Source organism: Petrocella sp. FN5, assembly GCF_029210395.1.
Classification (GTDB): domain Bacteria; phylum Bacillota; class Clostridia; order Lachnospirales; family Vallitaleaceae; genus Petrocella.
Map to the genome: position 1 here is coordinate 1 of NZ_JARGDP010000053.1, position 17,978 is coordinate 17,978.

A 17,978-nucleotide genomic window follows, 5' to 3' on the forward strand; every position below is an offset into this window, starting at 1 on the left:
TAAAAAAAAGAGCCAAGCAAAAAAGCCTGGATCCTCCCCTTATGTAACCGTCGATAAAGCCACATCATATTTTTTTCTAAAATCTTCACCCTGTCGCCTATCCATATAATAACAACTGTTACTAAATGTTTTGGCATATTTTTTTACCTCTGCACAAATATCAGCAATCACTTCATACCGTGTCGTTTCCGGATGTTCAATAAGACGTACACCAGCAAGACTGATGGTCATAATCGGATACTTTTGAATGGCATTGAGCCGATCCTTTGAAATAATATACCCAGAAGCTTTGTCTTCTTCACAATAATGTTGCCTTATTTTCTGATCAAAATTATAAATGATATTTTTAGCAATTTCCTTCGCTTCATCAGCCGATGCGACGAAAACAAAATCATCTCCACCAATATGACCTAGGAAGGTATCCCCTAAGGCTTCACTTAATGCCGATGCAATTACCCCGCCTGTAAACTTAATGATTTCGTCACCACGCCCAAAACCATATTTGTCATTATAGGACTTAAAATTATCTAAATCCGCATAAACCACGACATCGTCTTTCCTGTTTTTTAACGCATTGGTTATATACCTGCTAATCGCCATATTACCTGGTAAACCCGTATTAGGATTCATTTCTTTTGCATAATGGGCCTTTTCTTCTAATAGAAGTAAAGAATGGTAAATCTTAATATAATTGTTGATTTTTGCTGTAACCAGATGCTCGCTAATTGGCTTAATCATAAAATCAATTGCACCGAGTTCTAAAGCTAGACAAGGCTCAACATCTTCTGTAATCTCTGCCACCAATACCACTGGGATTCTTTCCGTTTTGTAGAAGGATTTTAAAGTTCTTAGTAAATCATATCCTGATACCTCATCCATTTCCGCATCCAAGATAATCAAATCCGGGTGGTGAATGGATACTAAGGAAAAAACCTCTCTAGGATCATGGTTTCGTATGATGTTAAAAGCACTTAAATCGTGCTTGCTAATACATGAACGTAAAGTCCTTTTTTCTGTAATTAGAATTGTAGGTTTTCTATTATCGTTCACGGCATCACACCTTTCAAAGTTTTCTCATAAGTATATCGACCTATTTTTAGTACTTCTTAACTAGCTTGGTACGCTTTCCCAGTCCTTCAAAAATCTTTCAATCCCAGCATCCGTTAATGGATGTAATAAGGCTTTTTTAATAACATCATATGGTATGGTTGCTATATGTGCACCTGCTTTTGCTGCTTGCATGATATGTAGGGGGCCTCTGATGCTTGCTGCTATAATTTCTGTATCTAGACCATGAATGTCAAAGATTTGTACAATGTCTTCAATGAGGATCATACCATCTTGTGATATGTCATCCACCCGTCCCACAAAAGGACTGACATAAGTTGCACCTGCCCTTGCTGCCATCAGTGCTTGGTTTGCAGAGAATATAAGTGTTACATTGGTTTTTATGTTTTCTTTGGAGAACTGGCTAACCGCTTTTAGACCTTCTAAAGTAATAGGTACTTTAATGACAATGTTAGGATGTATTTTTGCTAATTCTCTACCTTCTTCAATCATACCTTCTGCCTTTAAGCTGATGACTTCCGCACTAATGGGCCCATCTACAATGGTGACGATTTCATGAACCACATCCTTGAATTTTTTGCCTTCTCTGGCAATCAAAGACGGATTGGTTGTCACGCCTGATAAAATACCTAAGGCATTGGCTTCTCTTATTTCATTGACGTTTGCTGTATCTATAAATATCTTCATATTACACCTCTAGCTCTCTATAAATTGATGGTTTATTTTACTCATATTATGAATGGTTATAGCGTCATAACTTACAATTAAACTTTTACTATCTTTAATTATAAACATGCTTTCAAAGTTTTTCAACCTTTATTACTGACTTTGATGGCGTTAAATATTGGAAGGTTCGGATTGTCTAACATTAAGTCCAAAAGCTCCAAAACTTTTTTCAGAAAAATACGTACAGTTATGGTACTTCCTTCTATTGTCTTTGAAGCCTCAAGCTTAGCAAGATTTGCTATATTCATGGCATTTACCACATACTCATAAGCATAGCTTTTTGAATGTAACTCTACCATTTTAATGGCAAGAGCTTCATAATCTTCTCCGTTTAATGCTTGAATCTGCAGTATAGGCTGTCTGACATTGGTGAGACTCGAAGGACCTTGCACACTGCTTCCTATTCTCTGATTAAGTGCCTTATAACTTTTGATGCCCTTCTCTTCGTCATCAAAAAACTCATCTGTGCCTGCAAAAACAAAACCTGCATAATCCAATAAACCGGCTCCGGCTGAATCCATTAATTGTCGAATATTGGTATATGCTTTAAGCCTAGTATCCACTCTTTGTTGCATAATGATTTCTGCTTCATCAAAAGTAATGATTAATCCTTTATAACCCAATAAATGAATGAGCTTAGAAAAACCACTCAATATATCAAGTGCATTGTCTCCATCTACAGAGCCTTTGACATTTAACCTTCGTTTAAGCTGATAAGCTATGTTTTTATCGCCTTTTATCCAAGCTGCAGCTATGGTTGAAAGTTCATAGTCTCTGCTAATCAAAGCTCTAATATATATTAATAGCACACTTGAAAAAGAGCTGTTATAATCACTTAAAGCTTTTATGACATTGTAAATATTCTGGGATGCCTTCCTTGCATCCCCGCTGGATTTTAGCCCCTCTATCCATTTTTCAAATATCATTTCAAAACTAGTACTGGTTTCTTCTTCTGTCCTCACCAATAGATGATTCATAATATTAGCATAAACACCTTCAAGCTTTGAAAAACCAAAACCACTATGTATCGGTACATTGGCAATAATAAAACCTTGATCGAGTGCTTTTTCAGTCAAATATTTCATCATAAAGGTTTTACCTGAACCATAGGCACCTCGAATAAATTTAACCCTGCCTTCACCCTCTTCAACACTCAGCATGAAGTCTTCTAGCTCACTTTTCTCCCGGTCTCTTCCCACCATGAAATCATCAATACTTGTTCCGGGTATGACACCCATCCGAAGCGCATTTAGAACCTTATCCACTTCTTTCATAATGTCTCCTACTCCTCATACATTTTTCCTCGTTCTATAAATCCAATAACTTCCCCTAGTTTTTTTATTATGCTTTGGCCATTGGTCAACTCAACTAAGGCAAGGCGCAAGTCATTTTCGTTGGTTGTGTATAACTCGTAGTAAACCTCTTCTTCATATTGCGTATCTTTTACGACGATTGCTTCTTTTTGAATGTAATAATCCAACTTTCCTGCATATGTGTAAGGTACTCTTATCTTCAATAGACTATAAGTATCTTTACTTATGATTGCTACTTGATCAAGGGCTGTTTGCAGTGTTTTTGTGTAAGCTCTAACAAGACCACCTGTGCCAAGCTTCACACCACCAAAATAACGGGTCACCACTGCCACTACATTTACCAAGTCTTTGGTTCTTAACAAGTCTAGCATCGGCATACCCGCAGTTTGCGAGGGTTCACCATCATCACTGTACTTTTCAACCAATTGTGTTCCATTGATTCTATAGGCATAACAATTATGATTGGCATCCCTATGTTGTTTACTGATTGTTGTTATAATATTTTTTGCTTCTTCTTCGGAAGTTGCCTTAAGAATGTGGCCGACAAATCTAGATTTATGCTCGACCAACTCCTTGCTTGCTTCTTGCCTAATTGTTTTGTATACTTTCAGCATTTATATATCCTCAAAATGATATTTACCTTTACTATAGTATTCTATAATTTTGCACTTGTTCATGTTAGCATCAATTTCTTTACGGGTACAAATATTAGGATAAGTTTTGTCATTAATGGCACAAGCAATACCGCTTACAAGCTTAACCATACGTTCAAATTCGTATTTTCTTTTTATACCGATAACCACACCACCGGCTATGGCTTCTTTTACCCAATCAGTATCTTTTGTAGCCATACCCTCTAGTTTCCCCTTACATATTTTATTGCGAGATACACCTATAACCCCTTCTTCAGTAGGATAAAAAGCGTAATGAATCTTTTGTGTAATAAGAAATAAATGTAGCTGCTTAATTCGATGTTCTTCGTCTCCAAATATGCCAAGTGCTTCCATTTGACCATCATCTACAACCCAAGCATAAGGTTTTTTAGCTACGAAGTTCTCAACATCATTACCTTCAACGGATAGAACCACGCGTTTTCCTTCTTTTTTTACCAAATCCATTGTATCAATCATGATGGACATGGCCATACTGTCTAGGGTATCTCCATTAATCAATATGATATCAGCATCCTTCATTTGTCCAATTAACTTATGTTTGAAGTTTTTTGCGTCGTTTTGGGTCAATTGATGAGAGTGGTCAATGAATCTTGTGTCCGGTTGTCCTTCCATCCTAATCAGGAAAATAGATTCCATTTCTTTATCTTTTAGAACAAAGTTTGATTTGATTCGATTCTTATCTAAAAAATTCTTAATATAGCGTCCACCAATACCACCGGCAAAACCCATAACATAGGGATCTCCTTGTAAAAGACGCATGATGTAAGCAGAATACACACTGCTTCGCCCAATCATCAACTGATAGTCTAAGACGCTATGTTCCTCGCCTATGACCAATTGATCAACTGTTATTCTTTTTTCTATACCTGGATTCAGTGCTATGGTAATAATCATATATCCTCCTACCGACCTTTTTACAACCGGCTCATCTTTCCAATCATTTACTGCATATTATATCTATTATACGTTAGGTATCCCTTCATATCAAGCGTTAGCACTAAAAGTTATAAGAACTTATTATTTGAGATTTAAGCGACTTTGTCGTAGTTTGCATTCAAATAATTCTGGGCAGAAAAAAAGGATATCTAGGTCCAACCCAGATATCCTCCTTATGGTTTTGCTTTATTAACGCATCTTAGACTCTAAACAGCAAATCACTATACGTTGGGTATGGCCAGTAGTCTTGTGCAACCATCACTTCTAATTCGTCACATGGCTTTCTAAGGGCTGTCATCATTTCAAATACCTTGAACTTAAATGCGAAAGCGACTTCTTCTATATCCTCAATCAAATGTGTTTTTGCGACTTCTTCTTCTAAATCTACTAGTTTTTCTTGTACTTCGACTAAGAGTTCTGATATTTTGGTTAGAAGATTTTCTTGAACACTCACCTTCGCACTCGGTACAGCTGCTTTTATTGCATTGATGGAGTCAGCTAAGCTGGTGGCAAATTCAATCACTGAAGGCATGATTTCCTTCTTTGCCATCTCAATCATTGTAAGCGCTTCAATGTTTATGGTCTTTATATACTCTTCAAACATAATCTCCTGACGCGCGGTGATTTCACCTTTGAAAAACACGCCATGTCTTAAGAACAGATCCACATATTCAGGATTATCAAAGACTTTAATGGCTTCGACTGCCGTTTTTATATTTGGTAGGCCACGTCTTTCTGCTTCTTCTAACCAGTCTTCAGAGTACCCGTCACCATTAAATATGATTCTACTATGTGCTTTTATCAAACGTTCTATAATTGTTTTTAATGTAGCGTTGAAATCTTCTGCAACTTCCAACTCGTCGGCAATCTCTTTTAACATCTCAGCAACAATTGTATTTAGAACAATGTTTGGACCTGATACAGATGAAGAGGATCCAACCATTCTAAATTCAAATTTGTTACCTGTAAAGGCAAATGGTGATGTTCTATTTCTATCTGTAACATCTTTTGCAAATTTTGGTAATGTTGTTACACCAAGATCCATTGCGCTGGCCTTTGTTGAAGAAGTTAAAGCACCTTCTTTAATCTGTTCAATAATGGCATTAAGCTGCTCACCAAGGAAAATAGAAATAACCGCCGGTGGTGCTTCATTTGCACCTAGTCTATGATCATTACCAGGAGATGCCGCTGAAAGTCTTAAAAGTGGCGCATATTTATCAACAGCCGCGATGGTTGCAACTAGGAAGGTTAAAAATTGTGCATTTTCATGAGGCGTTTCTCCAGGTTCAAGTAAATTGGCCTTTTCAGTACTGATGGACCAGTTGTTATGCTTACCTGATCCATTTACACCTGCAAAAGGTTTTTCATGTAATAGACAAGCCAAATCATGTCTGTTAGCCACTTTAATTAGGGTGTCCATAACCAACTGATTATGATCTGTTGCAATATTGGTTGTAGAATATATTGGTGCCATTTCATGTTGTGCGGGGGCCACTTCATTATGTTTAGTTTTAGATGATATGCCAAGTTTCCATAGCTCTAAATCAAACTCCTTCATGAAATTTGATACACGTTCCTTAATACTACCAAAATAATGGTCATCCAGTTCCTGTCCCTTAGGCGGCATTGCACCAAACAACGTTCTTCCTGAAAAAATTAAATCTTTTCTAAGTTGATACAGCTTTTTATCTAATAAGAAGTACTCTTGTTCCGGACCAACGGTTGATGTAACTTTATTGGTTTCAGTATCTCCAAATAATCTAAGAATTCTAACCGCTTGTTTGGAAACGGCTTGCATAGACCTAAGCAGTGGTGTTTTTTTATCCAAAGCTTCGCCTGTATATGAACAAAACGCCGTTGGTATGCATAGTGTATCGTCTTTTAAAAACGCAGGTGATGTCGCATCCCATGCGGTATATCCTCTAGCTTCAAAAGTAGCTCTTAACCCACCATTAGGAAAAGATGAGGCATCCGGCTCTCCTTGAATCAATTGCTTCCCGCTAAACTCCATAATCACCTTACCGTCACCTGTGGGTTCTATAAATGAGTCATGCTTTTCCGCAGTTTTTCCGGTCATTGGTTGAAACCAATGTGTATAATGGGTTGCGCCTTTTTCAACTGCCCAATCTTTCATTGCATTGGCGACAACTTCTGCCACTTCCGGTGCAAGTTCTTCACCAAGAATCATGGTTTTTTTCAAAGCTTTAAAAGTATCCTTAGGCAATCTTTCTTTCATAACTGACTCGCTAAATACATTCGTTCCAAATAAATGTGTTACATTTTCCATCCTATTATTCCTCCTTTGAAATCTCTGTTTCGTCTTTTTAAATATCAAAAAAGCGCACCCAATAAACTTGAGAACGCCTTTGCTCTTAAGAGATAAACCTATATTGTGAAAACTTAATCATAATTTGTTATGCTTATACTATAACATATGTCTGTATTAAATGCAAGATTAAAAACGTCATAAATTATAATTCGGAATATTCTGATATTTCACTTATGTATCAAAAAGTCAAAAGAAAATGACATTCAATACTATGGTCAAGGCGTAACCCACTATACTATTAACATATTAACCTTCATACATTAGTATAATGGCTTCTGCTATTTTTATTTTTGATATACCCTTATCCATGCTTTGTTTTTGGATACGTCTATGAGCTTCCTCTTCCGTCAAGTTCATATTCTCAATTAATAATTGTTTGGCTTTAGCTATAAGAACCTCGGCATTTGTTTTAGTCTTTAGATGATTCAATTGCTTTTCAAGCATTTCAATACTTTTTGAAGTCTTAACCAATAGATCAACCGTTCCAATTAACATCTGCTTATTACAAGGCTTGATTAATGGTACAAAAGTTGGTTCTTGACTCAAATTAATGAAATGCTCCATTTCTCCATGACTAATCAGAGCTATAACCGGACACAATCTTTCGCCAATGATAATCTCCGATAGCTCATGACCATTCATACCCTTTAATTTATAGTCCACAATAGCAAGATCCGGATAAACCGTATGCACTTTTCTTAATAAGTCATGTCCACTTGTCGCTTCACCTATGACACTCAAACCATTTTCAATAAGGAACAGACTCAGTTGCTTTATAATTTTTTCATTTGATGACCCTATTATGACCCGAGTACTCATTACATCATCCTCTACTACCTATGCCGTATATCGATATGAACTATTATCTTATGACACCCTAATCTTAATGACTAATATCTTGATGTGTATGTATCGACTTCCCATGCATGTACTTGTTTTTGATATGCATCCCATTCAAATCCTTTGGCTTTGATATAACTGTCATATACGTTACCAAGCGCTTCCTTTATGACTTGATCTTTTGACAACTCAACAATTGCCTCCTTTAAATCACTAGGCAAAGTATCTTCTGACAATATGTTGGATATGGCTCTAAGTTGATCTGAGTTCATCATTTCAGGTGGCATGATTTCATTTTTTATCCCATCCAACCCTGCTTTCAATATGACTGCCAAAGCTAAGTAGGGGTTACATGAAGGGTCTGGGCTTCTTAATTCCAATATTGCTTCCTCGCCTCTTATTGTGGGAATTCTAACTAAAGGACTCAAGTTAGAGGTCGACCAGCCTATATGCACCGGCGCTTCAAAGCCTGGTACTAAACGCTTATATGAATTAACCGTCGGATTGGTGATAGCTGTTATTGCTTTTGCATGGGCAAGTAAACCACCTAGAAAATAATAGGCTGTTTTAGATAGTTTTAATGGATCGTTTTCATCATAAAATGCATTTTTACCTTTTTGATTTGAAAGCTTCATATTGATGTGCATACCCGATCCATTAATATGACTTAATGGTTTTGGCATAAAAGTGGCATGTAAACCGTGTTTTTGAGCAACAACCTTTACAACCAATTTAAAAGTAACTATTTGATCTGCCATCATAATGGCATCTGCCGACTCAAAATCAATCTCATGTTGTCCTGGTGCGTCTTCATGATGGCTTGCTCGAATCTTAAAACCCATTTCTTCTAAGGTTAAAACCATGTCCCTACGAACATTTTCTCCCAAATCCATAGGTCCAAGATCAAAATAGCCCGCTTTATCATGGGTTATCGTCGTTGGATCTCCATTCTCATCGGTGTGAAACAAAAAGAATTCAAATTCTGGTCTTAAATCAAATGCATACCCCAGAGCACCTGCTTCAGCTATTGCATGCTTAAGTACGCCTCTTGGATCGTCTCCATAAGGTTCTCCGGTTGTTTTGTAGATGTCACAAATTAATCTAGCCACTTTGCTTTGATGGGTTCTCCATGGAAAACTTACAAATGTATCCAAATCAGGAATTAAATACATATCTGATTCTTCCATCCTAACAAAGCCGGATATGGATGAGCCATCGAACATAATCTCTCCATTCAATGCTTTATCAAGTTGATCTACTGTAATTGCAACATTTTTTAATGAGCCTAAAATATCAACAAACTGTAAACGAATAAACTTAATATCTTCTTCCGCCACTATTCTATGAATGTCTGCTTTCGAATATTTTTTACTTTCCACCATATACCGCCTCCTAGATTCATGATTTGATTGGAAAAAGGCGCATCTATTGTGTTCACCACTATAGAAACGCCTTTGTTTCATGCTTTATTACATATTAATGTATCCTTTTGACGCCTTAACCATCTACCTAAAAAATAAATTCCAAATCAGATAGTCGTCTTTCTATTTCATGCATAACCTTTTGTTCTTCGAATTCGTCTACCGCTAAGAACGTTACAGAGAACCTTACAAAGTTGCCTGCATCATCCCATGGCACTGTTGAAATTGATTTTTCTTTAATCAAGTACTGTGAAAAATCCTCTGCCGTTTTAAATTTAGGTCCATTTTTAACACCTTTTGGAATGGGTACGTACAAATAGAAAGACCCTTTAGGTTTAGTAGCCTTAAGTCCAATCTTATTTAATGTGGCAACCAACATATCGTGGCGTCTAGAGTATTTTGCACAAGTATACTCTGTTATGTTCGGATTCTCAAGCGCTGTAATACCCGCTTTTTGAATCGCTTTGAATTGACCCGAATCATTATTGTCCTTAACCGTTGCAAATGCAGCAACCGCTTTGGCATTCCCTACAACAAAAGCCATACGCCAACCTGTCATATTAAAAGCTTTTGATAATGAATGAATCTCAATCCCTACTTTTTTAGCACCTGGTACGTTAAGAAAACTTAGAGGTTTATTGCCATCAAACATCAATGCACCATAGGCTAAATCTGATACAACTAAAATATTATTAGCTTTTGCAAATTCAACCACCTTCTTGTAAAAAGCTTTGGTCGCTGTAGCACCCGTTGGATTATTCGGATAATTTAGGTACAATAGTTTTGCTTTCTTCAGTATTTCTTTTGGAATCGCATCCAAATCCGGTAAAAACTTATTTTCGGCCAATAATGGCATATTATAAACATCGCCACCCAGCCATTTGCTCATGGTGCCCATGACCGGATAACCCGGTACTGTCATGAGAGCAACATCGCCCGGGTTAATAAAAGCTTGTGCTACCATCGCTAAAGCCGGCTTAGAACCGATGGAATGATTCACTTCATCATCCGGATTTACTTTGATACCATAGATTTCTGCCATATATCTGGCCGCTGCTTCTTTAAACTCAGGTATACCATTGTCTGCATAGTCCCTATTTTCCCATTTTTGAGCTTCATCCGTTAATCTTTCTACAACCCGGTAATCCGCCATCGCATCCGGCTCACCAACACCCATATCAATAATCTCAACGTCAGGTCTATCAGCCATAGCTGCCTTTTTTGCTCTCTTGATTTTCTCGAACTTATAGATTACCGTACTTTTTCCAAATTGATTGCCACCTATTCTTTCTGCAATTAGGTTCTGTATAAATTGTTCTGCCATTGTTTTCCTCCTTATTCATTCATTAATATGTGACGTATTACCATATACCTTCAAAAACTGTTACGGCAGGCCCCGACATGAAAACATGATTGGTTTCTTTATCCCATTCAATGATGAGCTGTCCGCCTAGTAAGTCAACCGTTGCTTTTCTATTGGTTTTACCATTTAATACCGCTGCTACTAAAGTTGCACACGCACCTGTTCCGCAAGCCAATGTTTCACCTGATCCTCTTTCCCACACGCGCATTTCTATGTTGTTTTCATCTTTAACTCTTACAAACTCAACATTGATTTTTTGCGGGAATGTTTCATGTACTTCCAACTTTGGACCCAGTTCATGAACGTGACTGTCTGTTATTTCATCAACAAAAACAACTGCATGGGGATTACCCATGGATACACAAGTCATAGCATAGGCTTGATGATCAACGACTACCATTTCACCCACAACAGGCTCAAGGTCACTTACAACCGGTATTTCTTTTGCACTCAATATTGGCTCGCCCATGTCGACTTTTGCATAGGTTACATAGCCATTTTCCACTTTAAGTTCTAGCTTTTTAACGCCCGCTAAGGTTTCAATGGTCACCTCTTTGGATTCTGTCATCTTATTGTCATAGACATATTTTCCTACGCACCTAATAGCGTTTCCACACATCTCCGCTTCAGAACCGTCTGCATTAAACATACGCATTTTAAAATCTGATGTAATCGAAGGCAAAATCAAAACAATCCCATCTGATCCAACACCAAAATGCCGATTACTCATCTTGATTGATAGTGATTTTGGGTCTTCTACATTTTCAATAAATCCATTAATATAAACATAATCATTGCCACAACCATGCATTTTTGTAAACTTCATTTTATCACCTCTTAGCTTAGTGGTACTAATCAAAACTACTATTTTAACAGTATACAATAATTTTTATGATTATGCAACATTGTTGATAAAGCTCTATTATAAACGATTGTACCAAAAGTATTTCCTTAACACAACCTGATTTTTAAGTATACGCCTTAAAGCTATTGCGGTTTAATGGGTCTTAACGATTATGGTTGAACTTTTAATCCTATTATTAAATTTCTGCTAATTATTAAAAGACTCTTTCGTTCTACCCCTTAGTTTGGTATAATGTCAGAGTGAAAAGGAGGCATCATATATGAATTTTTCAAAGCATGCCAATCAAAAAAAAATACAAAAGCTCAATTCAAGATATACAAAAATCATGAAGCTTATGGGCACTTCTTCCATTCGAGTACTTTTTTTCAGCTTAATTCTAGTTGCAGTTCTAGGGATTTCAGGCGGTATCGGTGTGGCTAAAGCCATATTGGATGCGTCACCTGAACTTGATTATGATTCACTGGTACCTGTCGGCTATACTTCCTTCGTCCGAAACCAAGATGGTGTCATTTTACAAGAACTGTCTACAGGAGATGCAAATCGAATTTATGTTGAAATCGATGAGATTCCAAAACATGTACAAGATGCTTTTATTGTAATAGAAGATGAACGTTTCTATGAGCATAACGGTATCGACATGCGTGGTATTTTTAGGGCCATCTTCGTCAATCTAAAATCCGGCGACTTAAGTGAAGGTGCCAGCACAATCACCCAACAAGTTATAAAAAACAATGTTTTGTCCTCTGTGAAAAGTTTTGAACGTAAAATCCAAGAACAATACCTTGCCATCCAAGTCGAAAAAATATTAGACAAAGATAAAATATTAGAATTATATCTAAATACAGCCGGTCTTGGCAGAGGTACAAATGGCGTTCAGGCTGCTGCTGGGCGTTACTTCAATAAAGATGTCTCTGAACTGACTATAGCAGAGGCTGCTGTAATCGCTGGCATTACCCAACGTCCATCCGATTATGACCCCGTTACAAATCCTGAAAACAATCGCAATCGACAGCTTATTATTCTACAATACCTTTTAAATCAAGATAAAATCTCCAATGATGACTATCTTGAAGCAAAAGCAGAAAAGGTATATGACAAAATCCAAATCACCAATCAAGAATTTGAGACGAAGTCAGACTATTCCTATTTTGTTGACGAAGTTATACGTCGTGTAGCCTCAGACTTAGAAGTCCAAAAAGGTTATACAGCAACGCAAGCCATCAATCTTATCTATCGAGGTGGCCTTGATATTTATATCACTCAAGATCTCCGCCTACAAAATATCTTGGATGCATCCTTTGCCGATGAAAATAATTTTCCAACCATTCAAGATGATTACAATGTCAAGCTTATGTATACCGCTTCCATTCAAACAGATGCGGGCATTATACATCATTACGAAGAAAAGTTGCTTCAGTCAGACGAGGCAGCCCATGAACACATTGAGATCTTAAAAAATGAATGGGTTGGTGAAACCGATTCACTTATTTCTGATAATGCTCTATTCATCCCTCAACCTCAAGCTGCTATGGTTGTGATGGATTATCATACAGGTCAAGTTAAAGCGATAACAGGCGGCCGTGGCCAAAAAATAGGTAATCAAGTCCTTAATCGCGCAACCATGAGTAAGCGCCAACCCGGATCTACCTTCAAAATATTGGCCGCTTACCTTCCGGCCTTAGACACTATGGGTTTGACACTTGCAAAAGTATACGATGATGTTCCATATACCATACAAATCCCCGGTGCAGGATCTTACTCGCCGAAAAACTGGTATGATCATGCCGCATATAACTATTGGGGACTTTCCACCATTCGCGAAGGTATCCAATGGTCTATGAACTTATTGGCTGTCAAAACCATGAATGAAATTGGTATTCAAACTGGTTTTGATTATTTGAAGAATCTTGGTTTCACAACTTTAGTCGAAAGAAGAGATGTCAATGGCACCATTTTCTCTGACAAAAACATTGTGCTCCCTTTAGGTGGCTTAACGGATGGCGTAACGTTATTGGAACTGACAAATGCCTATGGCGCTATTGCCAACAATGGTATTTATATTGAACCTTCCTTCTACACCAAAGTTCTCGCACATGATGGGTCATTGCTCTTATTGAAAGAACCGTTTACTCAAACCGTTATGAAAGAAACAACCGCCTTCCTACTTACCAATGCTATGGAAGATGTTGTCAAAGCCGGAACAGGTACTGCTGTACGTTTTAATAACATGTCCATTGCCGGAAAAACGGGTACCACAAGTGATTCCAAAGACCTGGCTTTTATCGGATATACACCTTATTATGTAGCAGGTGTTTGGCTAGGCCATGATGATCCTGAGCGAATGAGCCACAATAAACGTTACCATACTCTTATATGGCGAGATGTCATGTCCAAGATTCATGAAGATTTGGATAATAAAAGCTTTCAAAGACCTGAGGGCATCGTTCAAGCCACCATATGCACTGAATCCGGCAAACTTGCTGTTGATGGTCTGTGCACCCATGACCCTCGTGGTTCAACCGCAAGGACTGAGTACTTTGCTGCCGGTACAGCACCTACAGAGACATGTGATGTTCATGTCAAAATTACCATATGTAAGGATTCCGGTCTCCTACCAACGGTATATTGTCCAACTGACAGCTTGGTCCAACGTGTTTATACAGCAAGAACTGAGCCTTTAGATCCTGCTTCATGGGATCCTGCCAGACCACCAAGGATACGGGATTACGTCTATGAGCTTCCTAGTACCATAGAAAATGAATATTGTAACATCCATACACATGTAGAACCTACCCCTCAACCTTTACCAAATACAATTCCTACTCAACCTCTTGAATATCCGTAATATGATAGAAGCCCAAAAAGGAATCGGATTATATCCGATTCCTTTTTGGGCTTCTATATTTGGTTAATAATCTTCTAACAGGCCTTCCATATCTAAGACTTCACCCTTGTAGTCCATGATAATACCAAGGCAAAAACTTGAATCGTCATATTCAAGACTCCAAGTCAACATATTATAATCAAAGATTTCATGGTCTGCTTCTATTATATTTGGTATTCCAATGTCAGCAATCTTGTTGTCCACATCAAATAGGGAAATAGCATTACCGGCAATGATGTTGCATGTTTCCTTCATTACTTCACCCTTTGTTTCTTCATATAGATCTTCTGTAAGGTCTTCGAGTGTATCAAAAGACATAATTGCCTTTGCAAGTCTTTGGATTAAAGGCCTATTGGCCGAGAAATAGAAAGCTCCTGATTTGGGGCCACTAAAAGGTATGATAACTGTGACATCAAATATCTCAACACCTTTATTGACACCCGATACGGACAAAGGCAGATTCAATACATTATTTGATTTCAAGTAGATTTTACAGGACTCCACATATAGGTCCAATACAATCGGTAAAGAGAAAAATTTGATGAATTTGGCTTGATTCTTAGGCAATAGAATTTTTACCGTGGTTCCAAAATCCATAACGGAGCTAACCCTAATCTTTCCACCTATTTTTTCAACTTCTGCTTTAACCGCAGCCATGCCAACGCCCCTTCCACTTAAGGTTTCTGCATAACTTTTCGTACTAAAATTCGGTTCAAAAATGAGGTTTAGCATTTCTTCTTCACTCATTTTTTCAGCCATCTCTTCTGTAACAATCCCTTTGCTGATCGCTTTATAATACACTTCTCCTAAATCAATACCTCTACCATCATCCGATATTCTGATTTCAAAAAAATTACCCACATCATCAATATTACAACTAATTTCACCAAATGGTGTTTTCCCTGTCATAAGTCGTTCTTCTTCATTTTCAATACCATGTTCAATACAGTTATTAAATACATGTACTAGGGATCTAAAAATATCCCTATAGAAGTTTACATCTACAAAAACTTCATCTCCTGATAGGATTGCTACATTAACTGTCTTATCTTTTATGCCTGCTGTTTTAGCGCTCTCCCTTGCATAGAACATCAAAACATCCCCAATAGACTTATAAAAGAGCTGATCCACAATGCTTAGAATTAAAGATGCTTCTTTATCGTAAAAATATCGACGTACGGTCTGATATACTTTCTTAAGGTTGTTCTTATTCACCGACAGATACAGCTCATCTTCAAAAAAAGAACTGCCTGTTATATCTGTTACAATTTCTAAATCTTCGTAAATGATATTTCTAAGCTTATTGCCCAGATTAAGGTCTACTTTGTCACCATTAATAAGTCGATCTTCTAACGTATGTAAATAGGGTACGATATTTAATAAATTATACATACCAAAGTTTCCCTTAAATGTATGCACTTTATTGATAATCTCTTCAGATTTGTATATGCCTTCATTAATATCTTTTGTAAAGTCAAGGAATTCATTTACAAGTTCCACAATATCGTCACGATTAAGCATAGTGCTGACCACCATTTTTAGCTTATTTCTTTCTTCTGATAAGGTGAACTCATACTGTTTTGCTTCTGTAATATCTGACATGACAACAATAAGTGCAGACATTTTTTCCTTTTCTTTTTCCATCTCATAAGTTAAACGAAAAAATCGATTACCTATTTCAAGTTCTTTTGGAAATAATTCAAAACAAAGGTCCGTAGGTATTTTTCCTTTGAATAGATCCTCCAAAAGTTCCTCTATAAAGCCTTCTTCTTCATTCATACCAATCAATTCTCTTAAATGTATGCCTTTAATACTTTTTCCAAATATGCTGTTACAAACTTGTGTCAAAACATCCTCAACGACACCACTCGATCCAACCTTGAAGAAGCCTTCTCCCATGTTTTTATAAACATGTTCTTGCTGACTTTTTAAGGCATTGGCTTCTTTTTTCTCGTCTTTATAAATAATGGTCAACTCTTTAAGAATGCTGTAGGTAACCAAAAACCAAAACATACATAAAGGCACAATGCCTACAAGGTTTTTTTCTAGAATGACATCCGGATTAATTACAGCCGGCAGTTGCCGAATGATTATAGGCAGAATAATCGTCGCAGCTACATTAACGCCAAATCTTTTCATCTTCAATGTATGTTGGCTAATCAAAAGTTGGATGATGGATAAAACGACGATTCCGATTAACATAAGCATCAGATACCCTGCATATTTATTGTATGTTTGGATATCTTTTGTTAAAAATGTTACACCAATTATCGTCATTATTAGACTAGGCGCTAAAAAATACCGCTTAGTTTTATTTTCAAAGCTTTTGGTCGCCCATATAATTGAAAATCCCGCAAGAAAAACATAGATTTTGCTCATTTTATAAGCCATCGTATAATCCATGGTATAATAGTTGTCTCCTATTAATTCCATCGAATGAATGGATAAGAATATGACCGCAATACTTAACCAAATATAGGATGAACTGAAAACTGGGTCTCTTACGCGTATAAGGGAGAAAGAAAGAAAGATTAGAACAATCGATAGTAAGAGTGTTCCTAATACCACAAAGGATATTAACCAATACTCAAACATGATCCATTGTCTATTTTGAATCGCTGAGACTCCATTAAGAATACTTAGATTACCCTTAATGCCTGTATTCAATATACTTCTTGTTTTAAAGACTATTGTATTGTTCTCCTGTAAAAGATGTTGGTGTAGAGGAATTATGTGTGTTTTCTTACCTACATCGCTTCTTCCAAACATATAATCTCCGATAGAAGCAATATTCGTTCCGTTAAAATACACATCAAATGCCTGTACTGTAAAATAACCAACACTCAAAAAAAGATGTTGGTTACTTAATGTTGTAAATGCCTCTTCAGATATATGAATCCTGTATTCAATGAATTCCGGATCATCATGGGTCTTTGTCCGATGTATCCCATTACCATAATCAGACTCGACCTGTGTCAGGGGAATATCTAGAGCTGTTGCTTTTTCATTGTATAAGTTTAAGTTAGCCTGGTTAAACAGTACTATTGCAACCAATAAAATACACCCAAACAGTAAAATATATGGCAAGTCTTTAGTAAGCTTCATTTCTCTACATCTCCCATAATACTTTTTCTACTACTTCTTTAAATCGTTCCACTTCAAAAGGCTTAATAATAAAATGTTTAGCGCCCTTTTCTAATGCTCGTAAGACCATTTTCTTTTGATTCAATGCGCTTACCATGATGATATTAGCATTCGGATGCTTCGCAATAATCGCTTCTACCGCTTGAAGACCATTCATATTCGGCATGGATATATCCATGGTTACAATATCCGGAAGCAAGGCATCAAACTTCCTTAAAGCCTCTTCACCATCTTGTGCCATGCCGGCGACTTCATAATTAAGACTTTCAATGATTTTAACCAGTTTACTTCGCATTAAAACCGAGTCATCTACAATTAACACCCTAACCTTTAAATCCATTTCTTACCGCCTCACTTTCCTGTCTTACTTATACCCTCACCATTCTACAACTCCATAATATTTTATATATAAATA

At 37.0% G+C, this 17,978-nt stretch carries 13 protein-coding genes; 1 reads left to right on the top strand and 12 read right to left on the bottom strand.

The genetic code is table 11. The features are described 5' to 3' along the window. Window positions 1-39: 39 nt before the first annotated feature. From P0N36_RS11425 to dapF, 10 genes are all read right to left on the bottom strand, one after another. A complete protein-coding gene (locus P0N36_RS11425) occupies window positions 40-1,050 on the bottom strand; it encodes a diguanylate cyclase domain-containing protein (RefSeq protein WP_275842981.1) in 1,011 nt (336 codons plus the stop codon). 60 nt (window positions 1,051-1,110) lie between these two features. Then, window positions 1,111-1,755 carry a fructose-6-phosphate aldolase gene (gene fsa, locus P0N36_RS11430; RefSeq protein ID WP_275842982.1) on the bottom strand — a complete coding sequence of 215 codons (645 nt, stop codon included), beginning with the start codon at window positions 1,753-1,755 and terminating at the stop codon, window positions 1,111-1,113. Window positions 1,756-1,877: 122 nt separating this feature from the next. Next, window positions 1,878-3,068 carry a BREX system ATP-binding domain-containing protein gene (locus tag P0N36_RS11435; RefSeq protein ID WP_275842983.1) on the bottom strand — a complete coding sequence of 397 codons (1,191 nt, stop codon included), beginning with the start codon at window positions 3,066-3,068 and terminating at the stop codon, window positions 1,878-1,880. An 8-nt stretch (window positions 3,069-3,076) separates the two neighbouring features. Further along, a complete protein-coding gene (locus P0N36_RS11440) occupies window positions 3,077-3,721 on the bottom strand; it encodes a YigZ family protein (RefSeq protein WP_275842984.1) in 645 nt (214 codons plus the stop codon). Beyond that, window positions 3,722-4,675, bottom strand: coding sequence for a hypothetical protein (locus P0N36_RS11445; RefSeq protein ID WP_275842985.1), 954 nt, complete (start codon window positions 4,673-4,675; stop codon window positions 3,722-3,724). Window positions 4,676-4,916: 241 nt separating this feature from the next. Beyond that, complete coding sequence (locus tag P0N36_RS11450; RefSeq protein ID WP_275842986.1) at window positions 4,917-7,004, bottom strand: glutamine synthetase III family protein; 2,088 nt, start codon at window positions 7,002-7,004, stop codon at window positions 4,917-4,919. Between the two features lie 288 nt (window positions 7,005-7,292). Further along, window positions 7,293-7,865, bottom strand: a complete 573-nt coding sequence (locus P0N36_RS11455; RefSeq protein WP_275842987.1) for an ANTAR domain-containing response regulator — start codon at window positions 7,863-7,865, stop codon at window positions 7,293-7,295. A 71-nt stretch (window positions 7,866-7,936) separates the two neighbouring features. Then, complete coding sequence (locus P0N36_RS11460) at window positions 7,937-9,268, bottom strand: glutamine synthetase family protein (RefSeq protein ID WP_275842988.1); 1,332 nt, start codon at window positions 9,266-9,268, stop codon at window positions 7,937-7,939. Between the two features lie 127 nt (window positions 9,269-9,395). Beyond that, window positions 9,396-10,631, bottom strand: a complete 1,236-nt coding sequence (locus P0N36_RS11465; RefSeq protein WP_275842989.1) for an LL-diaminopimelate aminotransferase — start codon at window positions 10,629-10,631, stop codon at window positions 9,396-9,398. Window positions 10,632-10,668: 37 nt separating this feature from the next. Next, window positions 10,669-11,496, bottom strand: coding sequence for a diaminopimelate epimerase (gene dapF / locus P0N36_RS11470; RefSeq protein ID WP_275842990.1), 828 nt, complete (start codon window positions 11,494-11,496; stop codon window positions 10,669-10,671). Between the two features lie 298 nt (window positions 11,497-11,794). Between dapF and P0N36_RS11475 the strand changes: the two genes are divergently transcribed. After that, on the top strand, window positions 11,795-14,380 hold the full coding sequence (locus P0N36_RS11475) for a transglycosylase domain-containing protein (RefSeq protein ID WP_275842991.1): 2,586 nt from the start codon (window positions 11,795-11,797) through the stop codon (window positions 14,378-14,380). A 63-nt stretch (window positions 14,381-14,443) separates the two neighbouring features. Here P0N36_RS11475 and P0N36_RS11480 read toward each other — a convergent pair whose 3' ends face one another. Both P0N36_RS11480 and P0N36_RS11485 read right to left on the bottom strand, forming a co-directional pair. Continuing rightward, entirely contained in the window at window positions 14,444-17,524 is a 3,081-nt protein-coding gene (locus P0N36_RS11480) for an ATP-binding protein (RefSeq protein WP_275842992.1), read from the bottom strand. A gap of 4 nt (window positions 17,525-17,528) precedes the next feature. After that, a complete protein-coding gene (locus P0N36_RS11485) occupies window positions 17,529-17,903 on the bottom strand; it encodes a response regulator (RefSeq protein WP_275842993.1) in 375 nt (124 codons plus the stop codon). Between the last annotated feature and the right edge of the window lie 75 nt (window positions 17,904-17,978).

Coding starts and splice junctions, on each gene's coding strand:
- P0N36_RS11460 (WP_275842988.1), bottom strand. CDS start 9,268: ATGGTGGAAAGTAAAAAATATTCGAAAGCAGACATTCATAGAATAGTG.
- P0N36_RS11465 (WP_275842989.1), bottom strand. CDS start 10,631: ATGGCAGAACAATTTATACAGAACCTAATTGCAGAAAGAATAGGTGGC.
- P0N36_RS11455 (WP_275842987.1), bottom strand. CDS start 7,865: ATGAGTACTCGGGTCATAATAGGGTCATCAAATGAAAAAATTATAAAG.
- P0N36_RS11450 (WP_275842986.1), bottom strand. CDS start 7,004: ATGGAAAATGTAACACATTTATTTGGAACGAATGTATTTAGCGAGTCA.
- P0N36_RS11480 (WP_275842992.1), bottom strand. CDS start 17,524: ATGAAGCTTACTAAAGACTTGCCATATATTTTACTGTTTGGGTGTATT.
- fsa (WP_275842982.1), bottom strand. CDS start 1,755: ATGAAGATATTTATAGATACAGCAAACGTCAATGAAATAAGAGAAGCC.
- P0N36_RS11435 (WP_275842983.1), bottom strand. CDS start 3,068: ATGAAAGAAGTGGATAAGGTTCTAAATGCGCTTCGGATGGGTGTCATA.
- dapF (WP_275842990.1), bottom strand. CDS start 11,496: ATGAAGTTTACAAAAATGCATGGTTGTGGCAATGATTATGTTTATATT.
- P0N36_RS11475 (WP_275842991.1), top strand. CDS start 11,795: ATGAATTTTTCAAAGCATGCCAATCAAAAAAAAATACAAAAGCTCAAT.
- P0N36_RS11485 (WP_275842993.1), bottom strand. CDS start 17,903: ATGGATTTAAAGGTTAGGGTGTTAATTGTAGATGACTCGGTTTTAATG.
- P0N36_RS11445 (WP_275842985.1), bottom strand. CDS start 4,675: ATGATTATTACCATAGCACTGAATCCAGGTATAGAAAAAAGAATAACA.
- P0N36_RS11440 (WP_275842984.1), bottom strand. CDS start 3,721: ATGCTGAAAGTATACAAAACAATTAGGCAAGAAGCAAGCAAGGAGTTG.